Annotated in this window: 17 protein-coding genes; 12 read left to right on the top strand and 5 right to left on the bottom strand. The window is 43.4% G+C overall.

Translation table 11 applies throughout. The features are described 5' to 3' along the window. Nucleotides 1–17 precede the first annotated feature (17 nt). Nucleotides 18–836, bottom strand: a complete 819-nt coding sequence (locus tag MKY63_RS28345; protein ID WP_036686319.1) for an AraC family transcriptional regulator — start codon at nucleotides 834–836, stop codon at nucleotides 18–20. Between the two features lie 277 nt (nucleotides 837–1,113). Here MKY63_RS28345 and MKY63_RS28340 point away from each other — a divergent pair, with 277 nt between their 5' ends. The 7 genes from MKY63_RS28340 (at nucleotide 1,114) to MKY63_RS28310 (ending at nucleotide 6,375) form a co-directional block, all read left to right on the top strand. Next, nucleotides 1,114–1,881 (top strand): sugar phosphate isomerase/epimerase, encoded by a 768-nt coding sequence (locus MKY63_RS28340; protein WP_339810703.1) that lies wholly within the window; start codon nucleotides 1,114–1,116, stop codon nucleotides 1,879–1,881. Continuing rightward, nucleotides 1,874–2,971: a Gfo/Idh/MocA family oxidoreductase gene (locus MKY63_RS28335; protein ID WP_036686323.1), complete on the top strand. Its 1,098-nt coding sequence runs from the start codon at nucleotides 1,874–1,876 to the stop codon at nucleotides 2,969–2,971. Before MKY63_RS28340 ends, MKY63_RS28335 begins: the two co-directional genes overlap by 8 nt. A gap of 22 nt (nucleotides 2,972–2,993) precedes the next feature. Further along, nucleotides 2,994–4,064 carry a Gfo/Idh/MocA family oxidoreductase gene (locus MKY63_RS28330; protein ID WP_038570443.1) on the top strand — a complete coding sequence of 357 codons (1,071 nt, stop codon included), beginning with the start codon at nucleotides 2,994–2,996 and terminating at the stop codon, nucleotides 4,062–4,064. A gap of 34 nt (nucleotides 4,065–4,098) precedes the next feature. After that, nucleotides 4,099–5,067 carry a sugar phosphate isomerase/epimerase gene (locus MKY63_RS28325; protein ID WP_076101695.1) on the top strand — a complete coding sequence of 323 codons (969 nt, stop codon included), beginning with the start codon at nucleotides 4,099–4,101 and terminating at the stop codon, nucleotides 5,065–5,067. Beyond that, nucleotides 5,055–5,783: an aminoglycoside phosphotransferase family protein gene (locus MKY63_RS28320; protein WP_339810698.1), complete on the top strand. Its 729-nt coding sequence runs from the start codon at nucleotides 5,055–5,057 to the stop codon at nucleotides 5,781–5,783. Before MKY63_RS28325 ends, MKY63_RS28320 begins: the two co-directional genes overlap by 13 nt. 31 nt (nucleotides 5,784–5,814) lie before the next feature. Then, nucleotides 5,815–6,045, top strand: coding sequence for a hypothetical protein (locus MKY63_RS28315; protein WP_339810696.1), 231 nt, complete (start codon nucleotides 5,815–5,817; stop codon nucleotides 6,043–6,045). A 72-nt stretch (nucleotides 6,046–6,117) separates the two neighbouring features. Continuing rightward, nucleotides 6,118–6,375, top strand: a complete 258-nt coding sequence (locus MKY63_RS28310; protein WP_076105022.1) for a DUF2164 domain-containing protein — start codon at nucleotides 6,118–6,120, stop codon at nucleotides 6,373–6,375. A gap of 19 nt (nucleotides 6,376–6,394) precedes the next feature. Here MKY63_RS28310 and fabV read toward each other — a convergent pair whose 3' ends face one another. Next, a complete protein-coding gene (fabV, locus tag MKY63_RS28305) occupies nucleotides 6,395–7,585 on the bottom strand; it encodes an enoyl-ACP reductase FabV (RefSeq protein ID WP_036686328.1) in 1,191 nt (396 codons plus the stop codon). Between the two features lie 178 nt (nucleotides 7,586–7,763). Between fabV and MKY63_RS28300 the strand changes: the two genes are divergently transcribed. The 4 genes from MKY63_RS28300 to MKY63_RS28285 all read left to right on the top strand — a co-directional run bounded on the left by MKY63_RS28300 (nucleotide 7,764) and on the right by MKY63_RS28285 (nucleotide 12,195). After that, nucleotides 7,764–8,726 carry an aminoglycoside phosphotransferase family protein gene (locus MKY63_RS28300; protein WP_076105023.1) on the top strand — a complete coding sequence of 321 codons (963 nt, stop codon included), beginning with the start codon at nucleotides 7,764–7,766 and terminating at the stop codon, nucleotides 8,724–8,726. 67 nt (nucleotides 8,727–8,793) lie between these two features. After that, nucleotides 8,794–9,333, top strand: coding sequence for an HXXEE domain-containing protein (locus MKY63_RS28295; protein WP_076179024.1), 540 nt, complete (start codon nucleotides 8,794–8,796; stop codon nucleotides 9,331–9,333). A gap of 139 nt (nucleotides 9,334–9,472) precedes the next feature. Further along, entirely contained in the window at nucleotides 9,473–10,540 is a 1,068-nt protein-coding gene (locus MKY63_RS28290; protein WP_036686331.1) for an ABC transporter ATP-binding protein, read from the top strand. Between the two features lie 188 nt (nucleotides 10,541–10,728). Continuing rightward, on the top strand, nucleotides 10,729–12,195 hold the full coding sequence (locus MKY63_RS28285) for a family 43 glycosylhydrolase (RefSeq protein WP_339810693.1): 1,467 nt from the start codon (nucleotides 10,729–10,731) through the stop codon (nucleotides 12,193–12,195). Between the two features lie 84 nt (nucleotides 12,196–12,279). On the opposite strand, the gene fabF is transcribed toward MKY63_RS28285, so the two are convergent. Beyond that, the gene (fabF, locus tag MKY63_RS28280; RefSeq protein ID WP_036686335.1) at nucleotides 12,280–13,518 is read right to left on the bottom strand and encodes a beta-ketoacyl-ACP synthase II; all 1,239 of its coding nucleotides are present in this window, start codon (nucleotides 13,516–13,518) and stop codon (nucleotides 12,280–12,282) included. A gap of 127 nt (nucleotides 13,519–13,645) precedes the next feature. On the opposite strand from fabF, the gene MKY63_RS28275 reads away from it, so the two are divergent. Beyond that, nucleotides 13,646–14,506 carry a helix-turn-helix transcriptional regulator gene (locus tag MKY63_RS28275; RefSeq protein WP_076141497.1) on the top strand — a complete coding sequence of 287 codons (861 nt, stop codon included), beginning with the start codon at nucleotides 13,646–13,648 and terminating at the stop codon, nucleotides 14,504–14,506. Between the two features lie 60 nt (nucleotides 14,507–14,566). On the opposite strand, the gene MKY63_RS28270 is transcribed toward MKY63_RS28275, so the two are convergent. Both MKY63_RS28270 and MKY63_RS28265 read right to left on the bottom strand, forming a co-directional pair. Next, nucleotides 14,567–14,854, bottom strand: a complete 288-nt coding sequence (locus MKY63_RS28270; protein WP_036686338.1) for a hypothetical protein — start codon at nucleotides 14,852–14,854, stop codon at nucleotides 14,567–14,569. 162 nt (nucleotides 14,855–15,016) lie between these two features. After that, nucleotides 15,017–16,162: an MFS transporter gene (locus MKY63_RS28265; RefSeq protein ID WP_076179028.1), complete on the bottom strand. Its 1,146-nt coding sequence runs from the start codon at nucleotides 16,160–16,162 to the stop codon at nucleotides 15,017–15,019. Nucleotides 16,163–16,332: the final 170 nt, after the last annotated feature.

The raw sequence follows: 16,332 nt of genomic DNA, 5'->3' as shown, positions 1-16,332 counted from the left end.
TTCTCATGTTTCTTCATTTACACCTGTTCTCTGCTGTGCACACGATATTCTCTTGGTGACATACCAAAACGGCTTCGGAAGACGCGGTGAAAATAGGTATAGTTCGCAAAACCACAAGTTTCTGCTACTTGCTCCAGCGGCATGGGACTGAAGGTTATCCGTTCTCTGGCCATTTCCAGTCGGACATCGTTTACATATTTAATAATACTGGTCCCAAAGGCTTCTTTAAATAAATGAACGGCTCGCGAGACGGATATACCCACAAAACCTGCTACATCCTCCAATAGAAAGGGTACGGTTGCGTGCTCCTCAACATATTGCTTCATTCGGTATGCCAAATAACCTTTTGGAGTAATTGCTGGCTGGTCTGTAATTAGCCGGTCGATTTCCATACATAGAATTTGCAGATAGCAGGCAGATATTTCTGGAGAGAAGTCGGAAAGTCGACGGTGCTCCAGAATTAACTGGCGAAACAAGCCAAGAAAATTCTCACTAAGCGGCACACTTAGGCGAGTGGGTCTTTGTGAACGTTGCCACCATTCATCAATCCATGTTCCCCCGCAAAAAATATGATAATCTCCGCTTTCAATTCGTGGCTTGCCTACAGGGTACTCTTCTTTATCTATGATCAAATAGTAAGGATCATTTGGAGCGAATAACATAATATCCCCGCTTTCCACAGGTGACATCACACCATCGATCAATGCACGGCTTCTTCCTTCCGTTTGCAGACGTATAAGAAAGTTCTGGTTCCCTTGACTTTGAGACATATGAAAAGGCTTGCGATGAAAAGAAAATCCGGCTGATAATACGTGACAGGTAGCAGAATGAGTCATAGGTCCTCCTAGGTGTATTGAAATGATAAGCAGATTGTTCATGTTTTAATCATATTCTTCATTTTAATATATACGCTTTCATATTACTATGTAGCTAAGCAATAAAGAAAGAAATCGACCATCAACGCTAGAAACAGTCGGTATTAGCTGTGCTTACAAGAATGACAGTTTAAGGAAACTGATGAGAATCAGATTAGTCAATTCTGTTACAGCATTATTGTTCAAGTGATTATCACTACAGAAAGCTAACTTTAAATCCAATTGGAGTGATTCGAAAATGCTGAAGATAGGCCTGCAATTGTATACGCTCAGAGAAGAACTGGAACAGGATTTTGAAGGGACACTGCGTAAAGTGGCAGCCCTTGGTTATAAAGGCGTGGAGTTTTTCCATTACTTCGGCCGTAGCGCAGCAGAAGTCAAACAACTGCTTGATGAACTAGGATTAGTTGCGCTGGGCGCACACCGTCCCTATGACGCGTTGTTAAATGATACAGAGGCAGAGATTGCGTACAACCTAGAGATTGGAAATCATAATCTGATTGTGCCGTATCTGTCAGAAGAACAACGTAACTATGAAGAAGTTGCTGCGAATCTGAAGATCATTGGAGAAAAGTGCAAGGCGCTTGGAGCGGTTCTTTTGTACCATAATCATGACTTTGAGTTAACTGATCGATATGGTGACCGTACAGCGTTTGACGGTTTGTTTGAAGAGGTGCCAGCTGATTTGCTGCAAGTTGAAATGGATACATGCTGGGTACATCACGCAGGTTATGATGCCGTAGAATATATCAACAAATACGCTGGTCGCTTGCCGATCATCCATCTGAAAGATTTGAAGAAACATGAGGATGGTTCACCGGAAACGGTTGTTCTAGGTGAAGGAGAAGTAAACCTTACAGCAATTCTTGATGCGGCTGTACAGGCAAAGGTAGAGTGGGCGGTAGTGGAGCAGGATTATTGCAGCCGTTCACCATTAGAAAGTGTAGAAGATAGTTTGAAATGGGTAAAAGCATACGCTAATCAAGGGGGAAATGTTCATGTCTAAAAAGTTGAGAATTGCTATTGTCGGTTGCGGTGGAATTGCTAATGGAAAACATATGCCAAGTTTGTCACGTCAAGCAGATGCTGAAATGGTAGCCTTCTGTGATATCGTCGAAGAACGTGCACAGGAAGCAGCAAAAACCTATGGTGCTGAAGGCGCGGCTGTATATACAGATTATCAAGAGCTTTTGAAAGCCGGAGGATTCGATATCGTGCATGTATGTACACCGAATGACAGTCACTCCGTGATCACAATCGCAGCATTGGAAGCTGGCAATCATGTAATGTGTGAGAAGCCTATGGCGAAGACTACAGCTCAAGCACAGGAAATGTTAGAGGCTGCCAAACGCACTGGCATGAAATTGTCTGTAGCTTATCAAAACCGTTATCGTGCGGATAGTGAATATCTTAAAGACGTTTGCGAAAACGGTGAGCTTGGTGAGATCTATTATGCAAAAGCGATTGCCGTTCGTCGTCGCGCGGTTCCTACATGGGGTGTATTCCTGGATGAAGAAAAGCAAGGCGGCGGTCCACTGATCGATATCGGTACGCATGCGCTTGATCTAACATTATGGATGATGGACAATTATAAACCGCGTAGTGTTATGGGCTCGACTTTTCATAAGCTAGGTAACCGTAAAAACGGCGGAAATGCCTTTGGTCCATGGGACCCTGAACAATTTAAAGTAGAAGATTCAGCATTTGGATTTATTACCATGGAAAATGGTGCTACAATTGTACTGGAATCAAGCTGGGCTCTTAATGTATCTGAATTTGGAGAAGCGAAGACGCTCCTAGCAGGTACAGAGGGTGGCGCAGATATGAAGGACGGGTTACGCTTAAATGGTGACCGTGGTGGCCGTCTATACGAGACTAAAATTGACTTGTCCGCAGGGGGAGTAGCTTTCTTTAACGGAGGACAAGAGAGTGAATCCGATCGTGAAGCTCGCTTGTGGCTTGAGGCAGTTAGGGAAGATAAAGAACCAGTAGTTAAACCTGAACAAGCCCTTGTCGTTACCCAAATTTTGGAGGCTATTTACGAATCTTCCCGTACAGGTCGTGCTGTGTATTTTGACGGAACATCAGATAACTAAACGAGAAGCAGGTGTGAAGTTCATGAGTTCAAACAGACATTCTGTAGTCATTGTTGGTTTTGGAGGAATGGGAAGTTATCACGCAGGATTGATAAAAGAGACCTCTACCTTAATCGTAGTTGGAACGTACGATGTGCTTGAAGCACGTCGTACCAATTCCAACGACGCTGGCTACAAGGCGTACCAAAGTTATGAAGAAGTATTGGCAGATTCTTCGGTCGAAATTATTCTAATTGCCACACCGAACGATGTGCACAAAGAAATTGCGATTCGTGCATTACAAGCTGGCAAACATGTCATTTGTGAGAAGCCAGTTACTCTATCGAAGGTTGAATTTCAAGAAATACTGGCAGCCGCTGATGAAGCTGGACGTGTGTTTATGGTGCATCAGAACAGACGTTGGGATGAAGATTTTTTAACCATCAAAAAAATGTACGATGAGGAGACGATTGGATCCCTATTCCAGATCGAATCCCGCGTGCATGGAGCGAACGGAATTCCTGGAGACTGGCGTCATGTTAAGGCACAAGGCGGAGGGATGCTGCTGGATTGGGGCGTTCACTTATTGGACCAGCTATTATTCATGATTGATAGCAAAATCACCAGTGTGAGCAGTAGTCTAAGCTTTATTTTAGGAAACGATGTCGATGACGGCTTTGAAGCTATTCTGCAATTTGAGAATGGAATTAAAGCGATCGTAGAGGTTGGGACGACTAACTTTATTACATTGCCAAGATGGTATGTGAAGGGTATCGAAGGCACTGGAATTATTGAAGACTGGTCATTAACCGGAAGATTGGTGACAAGAAATAACGCAGGTGAAAAAATCGAACCGAAGCCGATTCGTGCAGGTGTAGGACTAACTAAAACTATGGCACCTCCATCGGAGGGGGCAACGATCACTGAGGAATTACCTCAGCCGTCGGAGTTAAGCTCTAGCTTTTATGATAATTTCGCTGCTGTCATTGAGGGTACTGCAGAACCTATCGTTAAGAACGCTGAGGTTATGCGGGTACAGAATTTGATTGAAGTTATTTTTGAAGCTGCTGAGAGTAATCAAGTGGTGAAGAATTTTGATATCTACGGTAAATAATAAGTAAACTATTTCCAAGAGGAGGTGGCCTACAATGAAACTTGGAGTATTTATGGTCTTGTTTGGAGGTCGTAAGCTGGAGGATGCTCTTGATTATGTAGTATCCAAAGGGCTAAAGGCGGTAGAAATCGGTACGGGAGGCAATCCTGGCAACAGCCACTGCGACCCTAAAATGCTGCTGGAGAATGAAACAGCCTTACAAGAATTCAAACATGCTGTGGAATCTCGCGGACTTACAATCAGTGCTTTGAGCTGCCACGGTAACCCATTGCACCCGCAAAAAGAACTTGCTCAAAAGGATCATGAGGATTTCGTAAACTCGGTCAAATTGGCGCAGAAGCTAGGGGTTCCGGTTGTGAATACCTTCTCTGGATGTCCTGGAGATCATGAGGGTGCTAAATATCCGAACTGGCCTGTAGCTCCATGGCCCAATGATTATCAAGAAATTCTGGACTGGCAATGGGAGAACAAGGTTATTCCTTATTGGAAAGAATGGGGTGCCTTTGCCGCTCAGCACGATGTAAAGGTAGGTCTTGAGCTGCATGGCGGATTCTCTGTACACACACCAGGTACTTTGCTGCGGCTGAGAGAAGCAGCAGGTGAAGTGATCGGTGCGAACCTTGATCCGAGTCACATGTGGTGGCAAGGAATTGATCCTGTGCAAGCGATTCATATTTTGGGACGCCAAGGTGCAATCCATCACTTCCATGCGAAGGATACCGTTATTGATCCTGTGAATGTCAACATGCACGGATTAACTGATATGCAGTCGTATACCAAGATGCTTGACCGTGCTTGGCAGTTCCGTTCTGTCGGTTTTGGACATGATCTTAAGACTTGGGCTGACATTATTAGTGCACTTCGTTTGGTTGGGTATGACTATGTGGTTAGTATCGAGCATGAAGATGGGCTGATGTCTATTGAAGAAGGTTTCTCTAAAGCTGTAAGTAATCTTCAACAAGTATTGATTGAGGAGCCACTGACAGAAATGTGGTGGGTTTAAACGAAATGGAGAGCTTCACGAAAGTTAAATTAAATGATGAACAGCTGGATATTTTGGTGAAAGCGGTTTTCGGTTCAGAAACTGCGGTTAACCTTAGTTCAGAACTTACCGGAGGCTTTTTTAATACAGCCTATGATTTGGAACTTAGCACTGGGAAATCTGTCATTCTAAAGGTTGCCCCTGCTGTTGAGACAGATACGTTAAGTTACGAGAAGAACATTATGCGAACTGAAGTGGAAGCTCTCCGAATGGTTGCAGATAAGGGTGTCGTGCCCGTGCCTGCCGTCTACCATTATGATGAAAGTCTGCAGCTCATTCCTATTCCGTATTTCTTTATGGAGAAGGTGGAGGGCCAGCCCTACAGTGATGTGAAGGAGAGTCTTTCACTTCCGGAGAGAGATGCTATCGAAACTGAGCTGGGGCGTTACAATTGCATAATCAATGAGATACGCGGAGAACGTTTTGGCATTTTTGGAACGGATTCAGAGGAGCCAAGAGCCTCGTGGAGAGAGACCTTTTCATGCCTGATGGAAAGTGTACTTGCTGATGCCAAGAGGCTGAATGCACAGCTCCCTGCGTCCTATGAAGAGATTATGCAGGAGGTTTCCAAGTATCTCCCTGCATTAGATGCTGTAACCGAGCCACGACTGGTGCATTGGGATTTATGGAATGGGAATGTATTTGTGAAGGGATGGAGTCATCGTATCGCTGATTGACTGGGAGAGAGCCCTGTGGGGCGATGTGCTGATGGAGTATTATTTTAGGCATTTTGAGAATTCTGCCAGTTTCTATAAGGGGTACGGAACAACCTACGACAGTCCAAACGAGATTCAGCGGAAGAAGCTTTATGATCTTTATCTTGATCTTATTCTTGCTATTGAATGTTATTCACGCAAATATGCAGACGAAGGTTATGTCCGTTGGACGCACGATAACTTGACTGAGGGTTGGAACCGTTTCAAAGGCAGCAGTGAATGAAGGTTATAGGTGTGAAAAATGACGTGCGAAAGCACGTCATTTTCCTATATCTAATTAGATTGGAGGATTACCATGCAGCCGTTAAAAATACCGAGAGAACATAAGCTTCAGATTACAGCCAGTATTCAAGAATATTTTGATACAGAGCTGTCTAACGAAATTGGTCAATTAGCCAGCGAGAACCTTCTCGATTTTATGCTCAAAGAACTTTCGCCTTATATTTACAATCAAGCGTTGGCAGATGCACGAAAAGTGATTGAGCAAAAGATGATTTCTCTGGAAGAGGAAATGTATGCTCTCGAACAACCCTTATCCTCAGGCAGAAGATAATCCAAAAACACGATAAATTTTAGCGCAGATTTATAACAGTTACGTCTGGATCAGTATCAGCTTCGTAATCTACACCTTCAGTCTCGAAGCCAAATAGCTGGAAGAATTCCTGTTTATAGCTATGCAGATCCGTTAGGTCGTAGATATTGTCTGAAGTAAGCTGGTCCCAGATTTCGATAACTTCTTGCTGGACTGCCGGAGACAATTCCCAATCATCTATACGGATACGGCCTTCTTCATCCACAGGAGTTCCTTTCGCTGCATAGAGATGTTCAGCAAACAACCGATAGGTCTGCTCAATACAACCTTCATGAAGACTGTGCTCTTTCATGACTTTGTAAAGGGCGGAAATATAGAGAGGCACTACAGGAATCGCCGAGCTGGACTGTGTGACAAGACCTTTTGTGACCGCTACATAAGCTCTACCGTGAGTAACAGATAACGCTTCGTTAAGTGTTCTCGCCGTAGCTTCAAGATGGTCTTTAGCAAGTCCAATGGTTCCCTGGCGATATACCGCTTGAGTAAGCTCTGATCCGATATACGAATAAGCAATAGTGGTTGCGTGATCTGCTAATACTCCGGCTTGCTGGAGTGCTTCTATCCATAGCTGCCAATCATCACCGCCCATCACCCGTACGGTATCATGAACTTCCTTATCGGTCGCGGGTTCAATGGAGATTTGACTTACCTCACCGGTGTGAAAATTTACAGTTTTGTTGGTAAAGGTGTCGCCAATAGGTTTGAGAACAGAGTTATATACTTCACCTGTCTCCGGATCTGTACGGCGCCCAGAAGCAACACTGTAGATGACCAAATCGACTTGTCCTAATTCGCTGCGGATCAGCTGGATAGTTTTTTCTTTGGTCTCTTTGGAGTATGCATCTCCGGTAACGCTGTAGGATTGCAGGCCTGCAGACTCCGCAAGTTGTTCGAAGGCTGCAGAATTGTACCACCCAGCAGAGGCTGTACGGGTTCCATTGCTGCTGCTCGGCCGATATACGCCTACTGTGCTGGCTCCAGCCCCAAAGGCGGCTGTAATCCGTGAGGCGAGGCCGTAGCCTGTGGATGCGCCAATGACTAGCACCTTCTGTGGTCCTTTGATCTCGGGTTGTGCCTTAATATACTCAATTTGCCGCTCGACTTGACGAGCGCAGCCTTGCGGATGTGCGGTTGTACATATAAAGCCACGTGTTCTAGGTTTTATGATCATAATAATAGTTTCCTCTCTTTCATGAAAAGCAGCTAATGATACGTGTTATTTCTAATTTTAACAATTTTCATTCCAATGGAGAAGGATTGTTTATATTTCTTGTATCTAATACAATAAATCCTGGGCTTTTAAAAGGTTGGATTTTTGCATTTACTTAACTCTGTATGGTGGTGAAGTCTTGGAAAGTCAGACTAAAACAAAATTGACGGTTAAGCAGCAGGACATCCTGGTGGGTGCTGCTTTTGGAAGCCATGTGAAAATCATTCAAAGTACGGAATTGACGGGAGGTTATTTCAACGCAGCTTATGACCTCCTATTGTCAGATGGCAGGGCTACGATTCTTAAGATATCGCCATCTGATGAGACAGACACGCTAAGTTACGAGCACGATATCATGGCTACAGAGGTTGCGGCAATACAGCTAATGAAGTCTAAAGGAACGGTACCTGTGCCTGAGGTATACGCTTATGATAACAGCAGAAATTTAATATCTAGTGACTTTTTTTTCATGGAGAAAATAATCGGCCAGCCCTATAATGAAATTAAGGAAGAGCTTAGTCCGCAGCAAAGAAGTTGTATTGAGGAAGAATTAGGTCGTTATAGCCGGATTATTAATGAGATTCAAGGGGATCATTTCGGATTATTTAATGTATCCTCGAAGATAAAGGGGACTTCTTGGCGGGAAACCTTTCAAAATTTAATTGGCAACCTCCTTGATGATGCTCGGCGATTAGATGCAAAGATGCCCATTCCTTTAGAAACGATTGAGGCGGAGATCAACAGCCGTATACATGTGATGGATGTGGTGACTGAGCCACGTTTAGTTCACTGGGATCTATGGGATGGGAATGTGTTTGTACGAGAGGGAAGCATTGTTGCTTTAATCGATTGGGAACGGGCGTTATGGGGCGATCACCTTATGGAATATTATTTTCGCTATATTGAGAATTCTGAGTATTTCTGTAGAGGTTATGGGGACAGCTTTGATAGCCCTAATGAATGTGCACGCAAAAAGCTCTACGACTTATATATCGATTTAATTTATTTCATTGAGTGTTATTCGCGTAAATACGATAGCCAAGGCCATTTCCAGTGGGCACATGATAATCTGCTGGAAGGTTGGGACCGTTTCATGGGTTAGGACATTTTCAGCAAGATCACAACATAAGAAGGTAAGGAGGCTGAGTAGGAGAAGGGAGAGGATTCACATGTTTGAGTGGCTAAGTGTACATATAGATATCGTAAGTTTGCTGTGGCTGTTGCCGATCCTATTTATGTTTCATGATTTTGAAGAAATATTAACGATTGAAGCATGGGGTGCAAAGTATAGAACCAGGTTAGAGGCTGCAATTCCTTCGTTTATGCGCAAGACATATCATTCGATGTTACAAATGACTACACGTAATTTTGCAATGGACGTATTATTCGTGTATATTTTGATAGTGACGGTAACTTGTATTGCAGTTTTCTTTTCTAATTATTTATTGTACCTGGCAGTGCTTGCGGTATTTTTCTTACATGTATTTACTCATCTAGGACAGACGATATATTTAAAGGTATATGCACCAGGGGTAGTTACAGCAGTACTAGTAGTTCTTCCCTATTCTCTTTATGCGTATTATCGACTATTGAATGACAACTTGGTATCCCTTGGAGATATCGGATGGTCTCTACTGTTAGTTCTTTTGCTGCTTCCGCCAATATTGTGGTTGTTAGTGAAGAATAGAGCTCGCATTAAACAAAACTAGTACATAAGGCTGCTGCTGGCCATATCTTTTTCAGAAAAATCTTGACTAGAACCCTTAGAACTAGATAAAATAATACTTATTGCTTACAACTTGGTGAGAATCATTATCATAATTGACGAGGAAATGAGAGGGTGACAAGATGGAGCGCCTTTTAGAGGTAAAAGATCTAGCGATATCATTCAAAACACACGGTGGAGAAGTACAAGCGATCCGTGGTGTTAGCTTCCATGTAGATAAAGGTGAAACTCTAGCGATTGTTGGGGAATCCGGTTCCGGTAAAAGTGTAACTTCACAAGCGGTAATGAAGCTAGTTCCAACGCCGCCAGGAGAATATAAACGTGGACAAATTTTATTTGATGGACAAGATTTGATCGGTAAGACTGAAAAGCAAATGCAGAAGATTCGTGGTAAAGAGATCGGTATGATTTTTCAGGATCCGATGACTTCCTTGAACCCGATGATGAAGGTCGGCAGACAAATTACTGAAGTACTGCACAAACATGAGAAAATCTCCAAAGAAGCTGCAAATAAACGTGGGATTGAGCTGCTTACGCTAGTAGGTATTCCTTCACCAGAGCGCCGCTTCAATCAATATCCACATGAGTTCAGTGGCGGTATGCGTCAACGTGTCGTTATCGCAATGGCACTAGCAGCAAACCCAAAGCTTCTGATTGCGGATGAGCCAACTACAGCGCTCGACGTAACCATTCAGGCACAGATTCTTGACCTGATGAAGGAATTACAGAAGAAGATTGATACGGCGATTATTTTTATCACCCATGATCTTGGTGTTGTAGCAAGAATGGCGGATCGTGTAGCGGTAATGTATGCCGGACAAATTGTTGAAATGGGAACTGCAGAAGAGATCTTCTACGATCCAAGACATCCTTACACTTGGGGATTACTTGCATCCATGCCAAGTCTTGAGAGCAAAGGTTCTTTGCTTACCGCGATTCCTGGTACACCTCCAGATTTGATCAAACCGCCTAAGGGTGATGCCTTCGCACTTCGCAGCACCTATGCTATGCAAATCGATATGGAGAAAGAGCCTCCAATGTATAAGGTTTCGGATACCCATATGGTGAAATCTTGGCTAATGCATCCGATGGCTCCTAAGGTGGAACCACCAACAGTTGTTAAGAATAGACAACGTGTGCTTAAGAACGCTTATCCAGAGCCTGTTTTAGTGCAAGAAGGCGCTAAGTAAGCAATTTTTTTAACTAAATAATAAGAGGAAACGTTAGGCCATCTAGTTGGCTTAGCGTTTTTTTTATTTTCTAAAATGTTCACTATTATTTAAATAAGTATGAATTAATACGAACTTAATTAAATAAAAGGGTTGACTATTTATCGTTTTCATCTCAAAATGAAAAGGCATACATAGGGGGTATAACGATGAAGAAGATAATTATTACTACTTTACTTAGTGTTTCATTATTAGCTGTAACCGCATGCAACAACGACACGGCTAACTCTGGCAACACAAACAGCGGACCTGAGCCTGTTCAGCCTGTCTTTAAAAATGTTTCTGTACATGATCCATCCATTATTTTGGCTGATAATAAGTACTATGTGTTTGGCTCTCATTTGGCTTCTGCTAAATCCGACGACCTGATGTCCTGGACTCAATTATCCTCTGGAGTTGTTGATGGAAACGTACTCATCCCGAATGTCAAAGAGGAATTAAAAGAGGCCTTAACCTGGGGAAAGACGGACACCTTATGGGCTCCGGATGTCATTCAATTGGCGGATGACAAATATTATATGTATTACAACGCTTGTAAAGGCGATTCCCCATTATCAGCACTCGGTATAGCCGTGTCAGACCATATTGAAGGACCTTATAAGAACAAAGGGATCTTTCTGAAGTCCGGTATGGTGGGCGCAGGGGATGACGGAGAAACTTATGATGCCACACAAAAGCCGAATGTTGTAGATCCGGATGTGTTCTTTGATAAAGAAGGCAGATTGTGGATGGTGTATGGTTCTTATTCTGGTGGTATTTTTATTATGGAACTGGATACAAGCACAGGATTCCCACTGCCAGACCAAGGTTATGGCAAAAAGCTTCTAGGCGCAAATCATGCGCGGATAGAAGCTCCCTATATGCTGTACAGTCCTGAGACGGATTACTACTATCTGTTCTTATCCTACGGAGGTCTGGCTGCAGATGGCGGATATAACATCCGTGTAGCTCGCTCGAAGACACCTGATGGACCTTTTGAAGATTCTGAGGGCCAGGATATGATCCATTCACAGGGCACAGCTGGCGTATTGTTTGATGATCCTGCTTATGCTCCTTACGGAGTTAAACTCATGGGGAATTTCGAATTCCTGAATAATGACGATGAGCTCCCAGTAAGTGGGGAAGGATATGTATCACCAGGACATAACTCCGCATTTTACGATGAAGAGACTGGCAAGTATTATTTGATCTTCCATACACGGTTCCCGAATCGTGGTGAAAAGCATGAGGTTAGAGTACATCAAATGTTCATGAACGCTGATGGCTGGCCGGTGGTCGCACCACACCGTTATGGCGGCGAGAGCATTGATAAATATACGAAAGAGCAAATCGCAGGCGAATACAAATATGTGAATCATAATAAAGAAATTACGGCAGATATCGTGCAATCGGAGCTAATTCAATTGACGAAGAGTGGTAAAATCAAAGGCGCAGTAAAGGGCAAGTGGAAGCTTATCGACGATCATACTGCAGAGTTAACGATAGGTGGTTCTACTTATAAGGGTGTGTTCCTGAAAGAGTGGAATGAAGCTACAGCCAGTAATGTTATGACGTTCACCGCGGTTTCTAATGAAGGGATCTCTATCTGGGGAAGTCATGTATCACCTTCGGAATAAGATAGTTTAAAAGGATTAACAGCAGAAGGGGTTTCAACTAGTCATGTGTAATGGCTAAGTTGAAACCCCTTTTATAATGTAAGATTAGTCTACGAACTTTCGGATCACAATAACAGCATTATGGCCGCCGAAGCCAAATGAATTGGAGATGCCTATTTCGAGATTAGCTTTTCGTGCATTGTTAGGTACGTAATCCAAATCACAGATGGAATCAGGCGTGTCCTGATTGATGGTAGGAGGAATGATCCCTTCTTGGATACTCTTAACTAACGCAATGGCTTCTAAGCCGCCAGCGGCCCCCAAAGCATGTCCAGTCATGGACTTATTAGCGGTTACGGGGATGTGGTACGCATGCTCGCCAAATAATTTTTTAATCGCTAGTGTTTCAGAGTGGTCTCCTACTACTGTACTTGTCGCGTGTGCGCTGATTACATCTACATTGTGAGGCTGGAGATTAGCTTCATTTAGCGCTAACTTCATAGCTTGATAGGCACCAATTCCCTCTGGATGAGTGGCAACCATATGATAAGCATCAGAGCTAGCACCATACCCGATCACTTCGCCGTGAATCTTGGCGTTTCTACGCTGAGCATGGGAGAGTGACTCTAGAATGACTATGCCGCCGCCTTCACCGATTACAAAGCCATCCCGTTCTCCATCGAAAGGACGACTCGCTTTCGTAGGCTCCTCATTTCGTGTAGATAAAGAGGTGGCATTCCCAAAGCTGGCCAGCGAGATGCCAGTAATAGCAGCTTCAGAACCCCCGGCTATAACGATGTCCGCACCGCCATAACGAATTAAACGGAAAGCCTCGCCAATCGCAGTATTGCCAATAGAACAAGCTGTTACTGGAGACATGGTCGGGCCGAGAGCTCCAAATTTAATGCTGATCATTGCCGCAGCCATATTGGAGATCATCATGGGAATTAAGGTAGGGCTAACTCGATCAGGACCACGATCCTTCAGGACCGTACCTTGATCCATCAAGGTCTGAATTCCTCCAACGCCAGATCCTACATAAACGCCAAGTCTCTCCTTGTCAATCTTATCAAGCTGGAGACCAGAATGTTTCCAAGCCTCTTCAGTAGCTGCGAGGGCAAACTGACTGAATCTGTCCATTCGGCGTGCCTCTTTACGGCCAAATCTGCCCTCGGCATCGAAATCACGTACTTCGCCAGCAATCCTCGTCTTAAAACCTGTTGTATCAAATGAAGTAATCGGGGATATACCCGACTCACCAGAAATTAGCCGATCCCAAAATTGCCCGATTGTATTCCCAAGTGGTGAGATTAAGCCCATGCCTGTAATCACTACGCGTTCCATAATGAACCTCCTCAGCTAGTGTATACTAGTATTTTTTCATTTTACTTATCCTATTACAAGTTATCGTTTATCCTAGTATAATTTGTACTATACTAAAGGAACAGGAATCCCAAAGTGGAGGTAGCTTATGGCTAATCAAACAAGATTACAAGCATTATCCGATTTTTTGAAAGCACGTCGTGCGGCCATTTCACCAAGCTCTGTAGGCTTGCCGGAAGGCACACGCAGAAGGACGCCAGGACTCCGCAGGGAAGAGGTTGCACAGCTTGCAGGGGTAAGCAGCACCTGGTATACGTGGCTTGAACAAGGCAGAGATATAAAAGTCTCGTCATCTGTTTTGGACTGTATTGCCACTGCACTTAGGCTGACTAAAGACGAGCGGAAGTATCTTTTTGCACTGGCTTTAGAAACTGGAACCGGCACCACACCCTATCCGCAAGATGAATCTTCTGTAATTAGTCCTTCGCTGCAGAAAATTTTACAGGAACTCAAATATTGTCCTACGATAATTTCTGATAGACGTTGCGGGATCGTCGGTTGGAATGATGCTGCCGCGCATGTTTTTCTTGATTTCTCAAAGCTGCCCATCGAAGAGCGGAATATGATCCGATTGTTATTTGTTCGTAAGGAGTTCAGACGCTTAGCGGTGAATTGGGAACAGTTCGTCAGCGGTTATCTTTCTATCTTCAGAGCGTATTACGGACAGTATGTAGAGGATTATTGGTATGATGAATTTATAGAGGAATTGAAAGAATTGCATCCGGCTTTTAATGAGATGTGGGAGCAAAGTCGGGTTAGTTCGGCCCCGGATGTGTTACTAGAATTCAGACATGCCAAGGCGGGGAAAATGTTATTTCATCTTACCTCTTTGCAGGTTCATGGCAGTGCCGATTTACGGTGCAGCATCTATACTCCTGCGGGAGATTCGAATACTGAAACCAAGCTAAAGCAGCTTATGGAGCAGCATACAATAGAAGGATTAAGCTAGATTCACATAGAGAAGCATCCCTAGCTGAACTTCCAGCTAGAGATGCTTAATACTACACTATTAGAAATCTGATGTTGAAATTTCAATAGTTCCGAATGTGGTGCCAGCAGGAGTGCTTAAGAGTGCAGCTACCAAAAGGGCATGAACTGCAAGCGTAAGGCTATTGAACGCTGGAATCGTGTATGTGATAACTGGAGCATTCACACGAGTGATTACTAAATCTACTGGGAAGTTGGAGTTATTGTTCACAGTAACAGCAGCGTTAATACCACCTGCAAGGTTTTCATAATAAGATTTACCAATGACAGGGGCTAAATTGAAATATTGAATCGGTAATACGATGGCCATAGTAACGACCTCCTTTTCGTTTGATAGGATATTCTATGTTGAAAATCTATTAATGCTAGAGCGAATGCCATGGTGAATTAGCACTTTTTAATAGAAAAAACCGGGGATGTCCTATAGCCATTTAGAAAGTGGCTGGGACAACCCCGGTTTATTTTGGTACACTTAATTCGTTTTTTTTCGATAAATCAGATACAGTATCAATCCGAACAGCATGCCGACAAACGACATCGCGGAGATCGTTAAGTAAAGAGCTTTACCCCCAAAGGCATCATATAATGCCCCGCCAGCATAAGAAGCCAGGATACCTGATACACCGAAGAACAACAGTGCAAGTACGGTCTGGCCTGTAGCACGCCATTCCTCGGGTACAATACTGTACAGGTATTGAATAGCAGCCGAGTAGAACACAGGGAAGGTAAGAATTTGTAGAATCTGCAAATAGGCTAATAAGTGTGGATCAGTGATCCAAGCTGAAATAAAGAAACGAAGGAAATAGAAGCCTCCGGAAATCGATATGATGATCAGTTCTTTTCCTTTACGCAACCACCAGAAGCTTAATGCAAAGACAATGATTTCACTTATTGCCGCGAGGAAAAACGATTGGCCTACCAATTGAGGACTGCCACCAAGCTCACGAATATAAACTCCAATAAATGTATCGTTCATTCGTGCGGGTACAGAGCTAATAAATATGAGCACCAGAAACATCAATGTCTTTTTGTTGCCAAAAAAGTGCTTGAGACTATCCAGCGTGACCGGTTTACCTGTGACGGGGGCATCTGGCATGTTCCAGCTTACTATAAAGCTTATAAGGCAAATGGCAACAAACAGAAGAGCTATACCATGAGAGCCGAAAAAGCCGAGCACATAGCCAGTAATCAAAGCCATTACACCATAACCTAGCGCACCATATGTACGGATAGAACCATAGCTAATTCCAGCCGCCTCAGAGACTCGGAAATTCAAGCTTTCTGTCAGCGGATCAATGGGCATCAAGAAGAAATACAGCAGCATAGCAAAAAGAATGAGAACAGCATAACTGCTGGAATCGAACAAAAAGTATCCGGTCACCGCTGAGCATAACAGCAGAGCTAACAGCACTTTGCGGATGGTTTTTGTTTTATCACTAATCATCCCCCATAAAGGTTGAGCAATGATGGTAACAAAACCACCAGTTCCAATAATGAAGCCGATTTGTGATGGGCTTAGACCTTGTTCACTTAGATAGACTGGCAGAAAGGGAATAAACATGGCCAGCAGAGCAAAATACAAAAAGTTAAACCCTCGTAAAAGATTTGGTGCATTCATAAGTTTTTTTACCTCACGTGTTAGAAAATTTGTATAGAGTCAATTTTGCTATTGTATCATGGATAGTAAATGATTAGGATATAAATCTATTCGCGGAATTGCTCAAGATGACCCTAATCCTCTATAAATTTCTGGTCGTTATATGATAAACTGGTTACTATCAAAGCAAA

Origin of the sequence: Paenibacillus sp. FSL R7-0189 (genome assembly GCF_037969925.1) — a bacterium.
GTDB classification, from domain to species: Bacteria; Bacillota; Bacilli; order Paenibacillales; family Paenibacillaceae; genus Paenibacillus_AQ; species Paenibacillus_AQ odorifer.
The sequence above is the reverse complement of the archived record's forward strand: the minus strand, read 5'-3'. Positions and strand labels throughout refer to the sequence as shown.

Coding starts and splice junctions, on each gene's coding strand:
- MKY63_RS28345 (WP_036686319.1), bottom strand. CDS start 836: ATGACTCATTCTGCTACCTGTCACGTATTATCAGCCGGATTTTCTTTT.
- MKY63_RS28340 (WP_339810703.1), top strand. CDS start 1,114: ATGCTGAAGATAGGCCTGCAATTGTATACGCTCAGAGAAGAACTGGAA.
- MKY63_RS28335 (WP_036686323.1), top strand. CDS start 1,874: ATGTCTAAAAAGTTGAGAATTGCTATTGTCGGTTGCGGTGGAATTGCT.
- MKY63_RS28330 (WP_038570443.1), top strand. CDS start 2,994: ATGAGTTCAAACAGACATTCTGTAGTCATTGTTGGTTTTGGAGGAATG.
- MKY63_RS28325 (WP_076101695.1), top strand. CDS start 4,099: ATGAAACTTGGAGTATTTATGGTCTTGTTTGGAGGTCGTAAGCTGGAG.
- MKY63_RS28315 (WP_339810696.1), top strand. CDS start 5,815: ATGGAGTATTATTTTAGGCATTTTGAGAATTCTGCCAGTTTCTATAAG.
- MKY63_RS28310 (WP_076105022.1), top strand. CDS start 6,118: ATGCAGCCGTTAAAAATACCGAGAGAACATAAGCTTCAGATTACAGCC.
- fabV (WP_036686328.1), bottom strand. CDS start 7,585: ATGATCATAAAACCTAGAACACGTGGCTTTATATGTACAACCGCACAT.
- MKY63_RS28295 (WP_076179024.1), top strand. CDS start 8,794: ATGTTTGAGTGGCTAAGTGTACATATAGATATCGTAAGTTTGCTGTGG.
- MKY63_RS28290 (WP_036686331.1), top strand. CDS start 9,473: ATGGAGCGCCTTTTAGAGGTAAAAGATCTAGCGATATCATTCAAAACA.
- MKY63_RS28285 (WP_339810693.1), top strand. CDS start 10,729: ATGAAGAAGATAATTATTACTACTTTACTTAGTGTTTCATTATTAGCT.
- fabF (WP_036686335.1), bottom strand. CDS start 13,518: ATGGAACGCGTAGTGATTACAGGCATGGGCTTAATCTCACCACTTGGG.
- MKY63_RS28275 (WP_076141497.1), top strand. CDS start 13,646: ATGGCTAATCAAACAAGATTACAAGCATTATCCGATTTTTTGAAAGCA.
- MKY63_RS28270 (WP_036686338.1), bottom strand. CDS start 14,854: ATGGCCATCGTATTACCGATTCAATATTTCAATTTAGCCCCTGTCATT.
- MKY63_RS28265 (WP_076179028.1), bottom strand. CDS start 16,162: ATGAATGCACCAAATCTTTTACGAGGGTTTAACTTTTTGTATTTTGCT.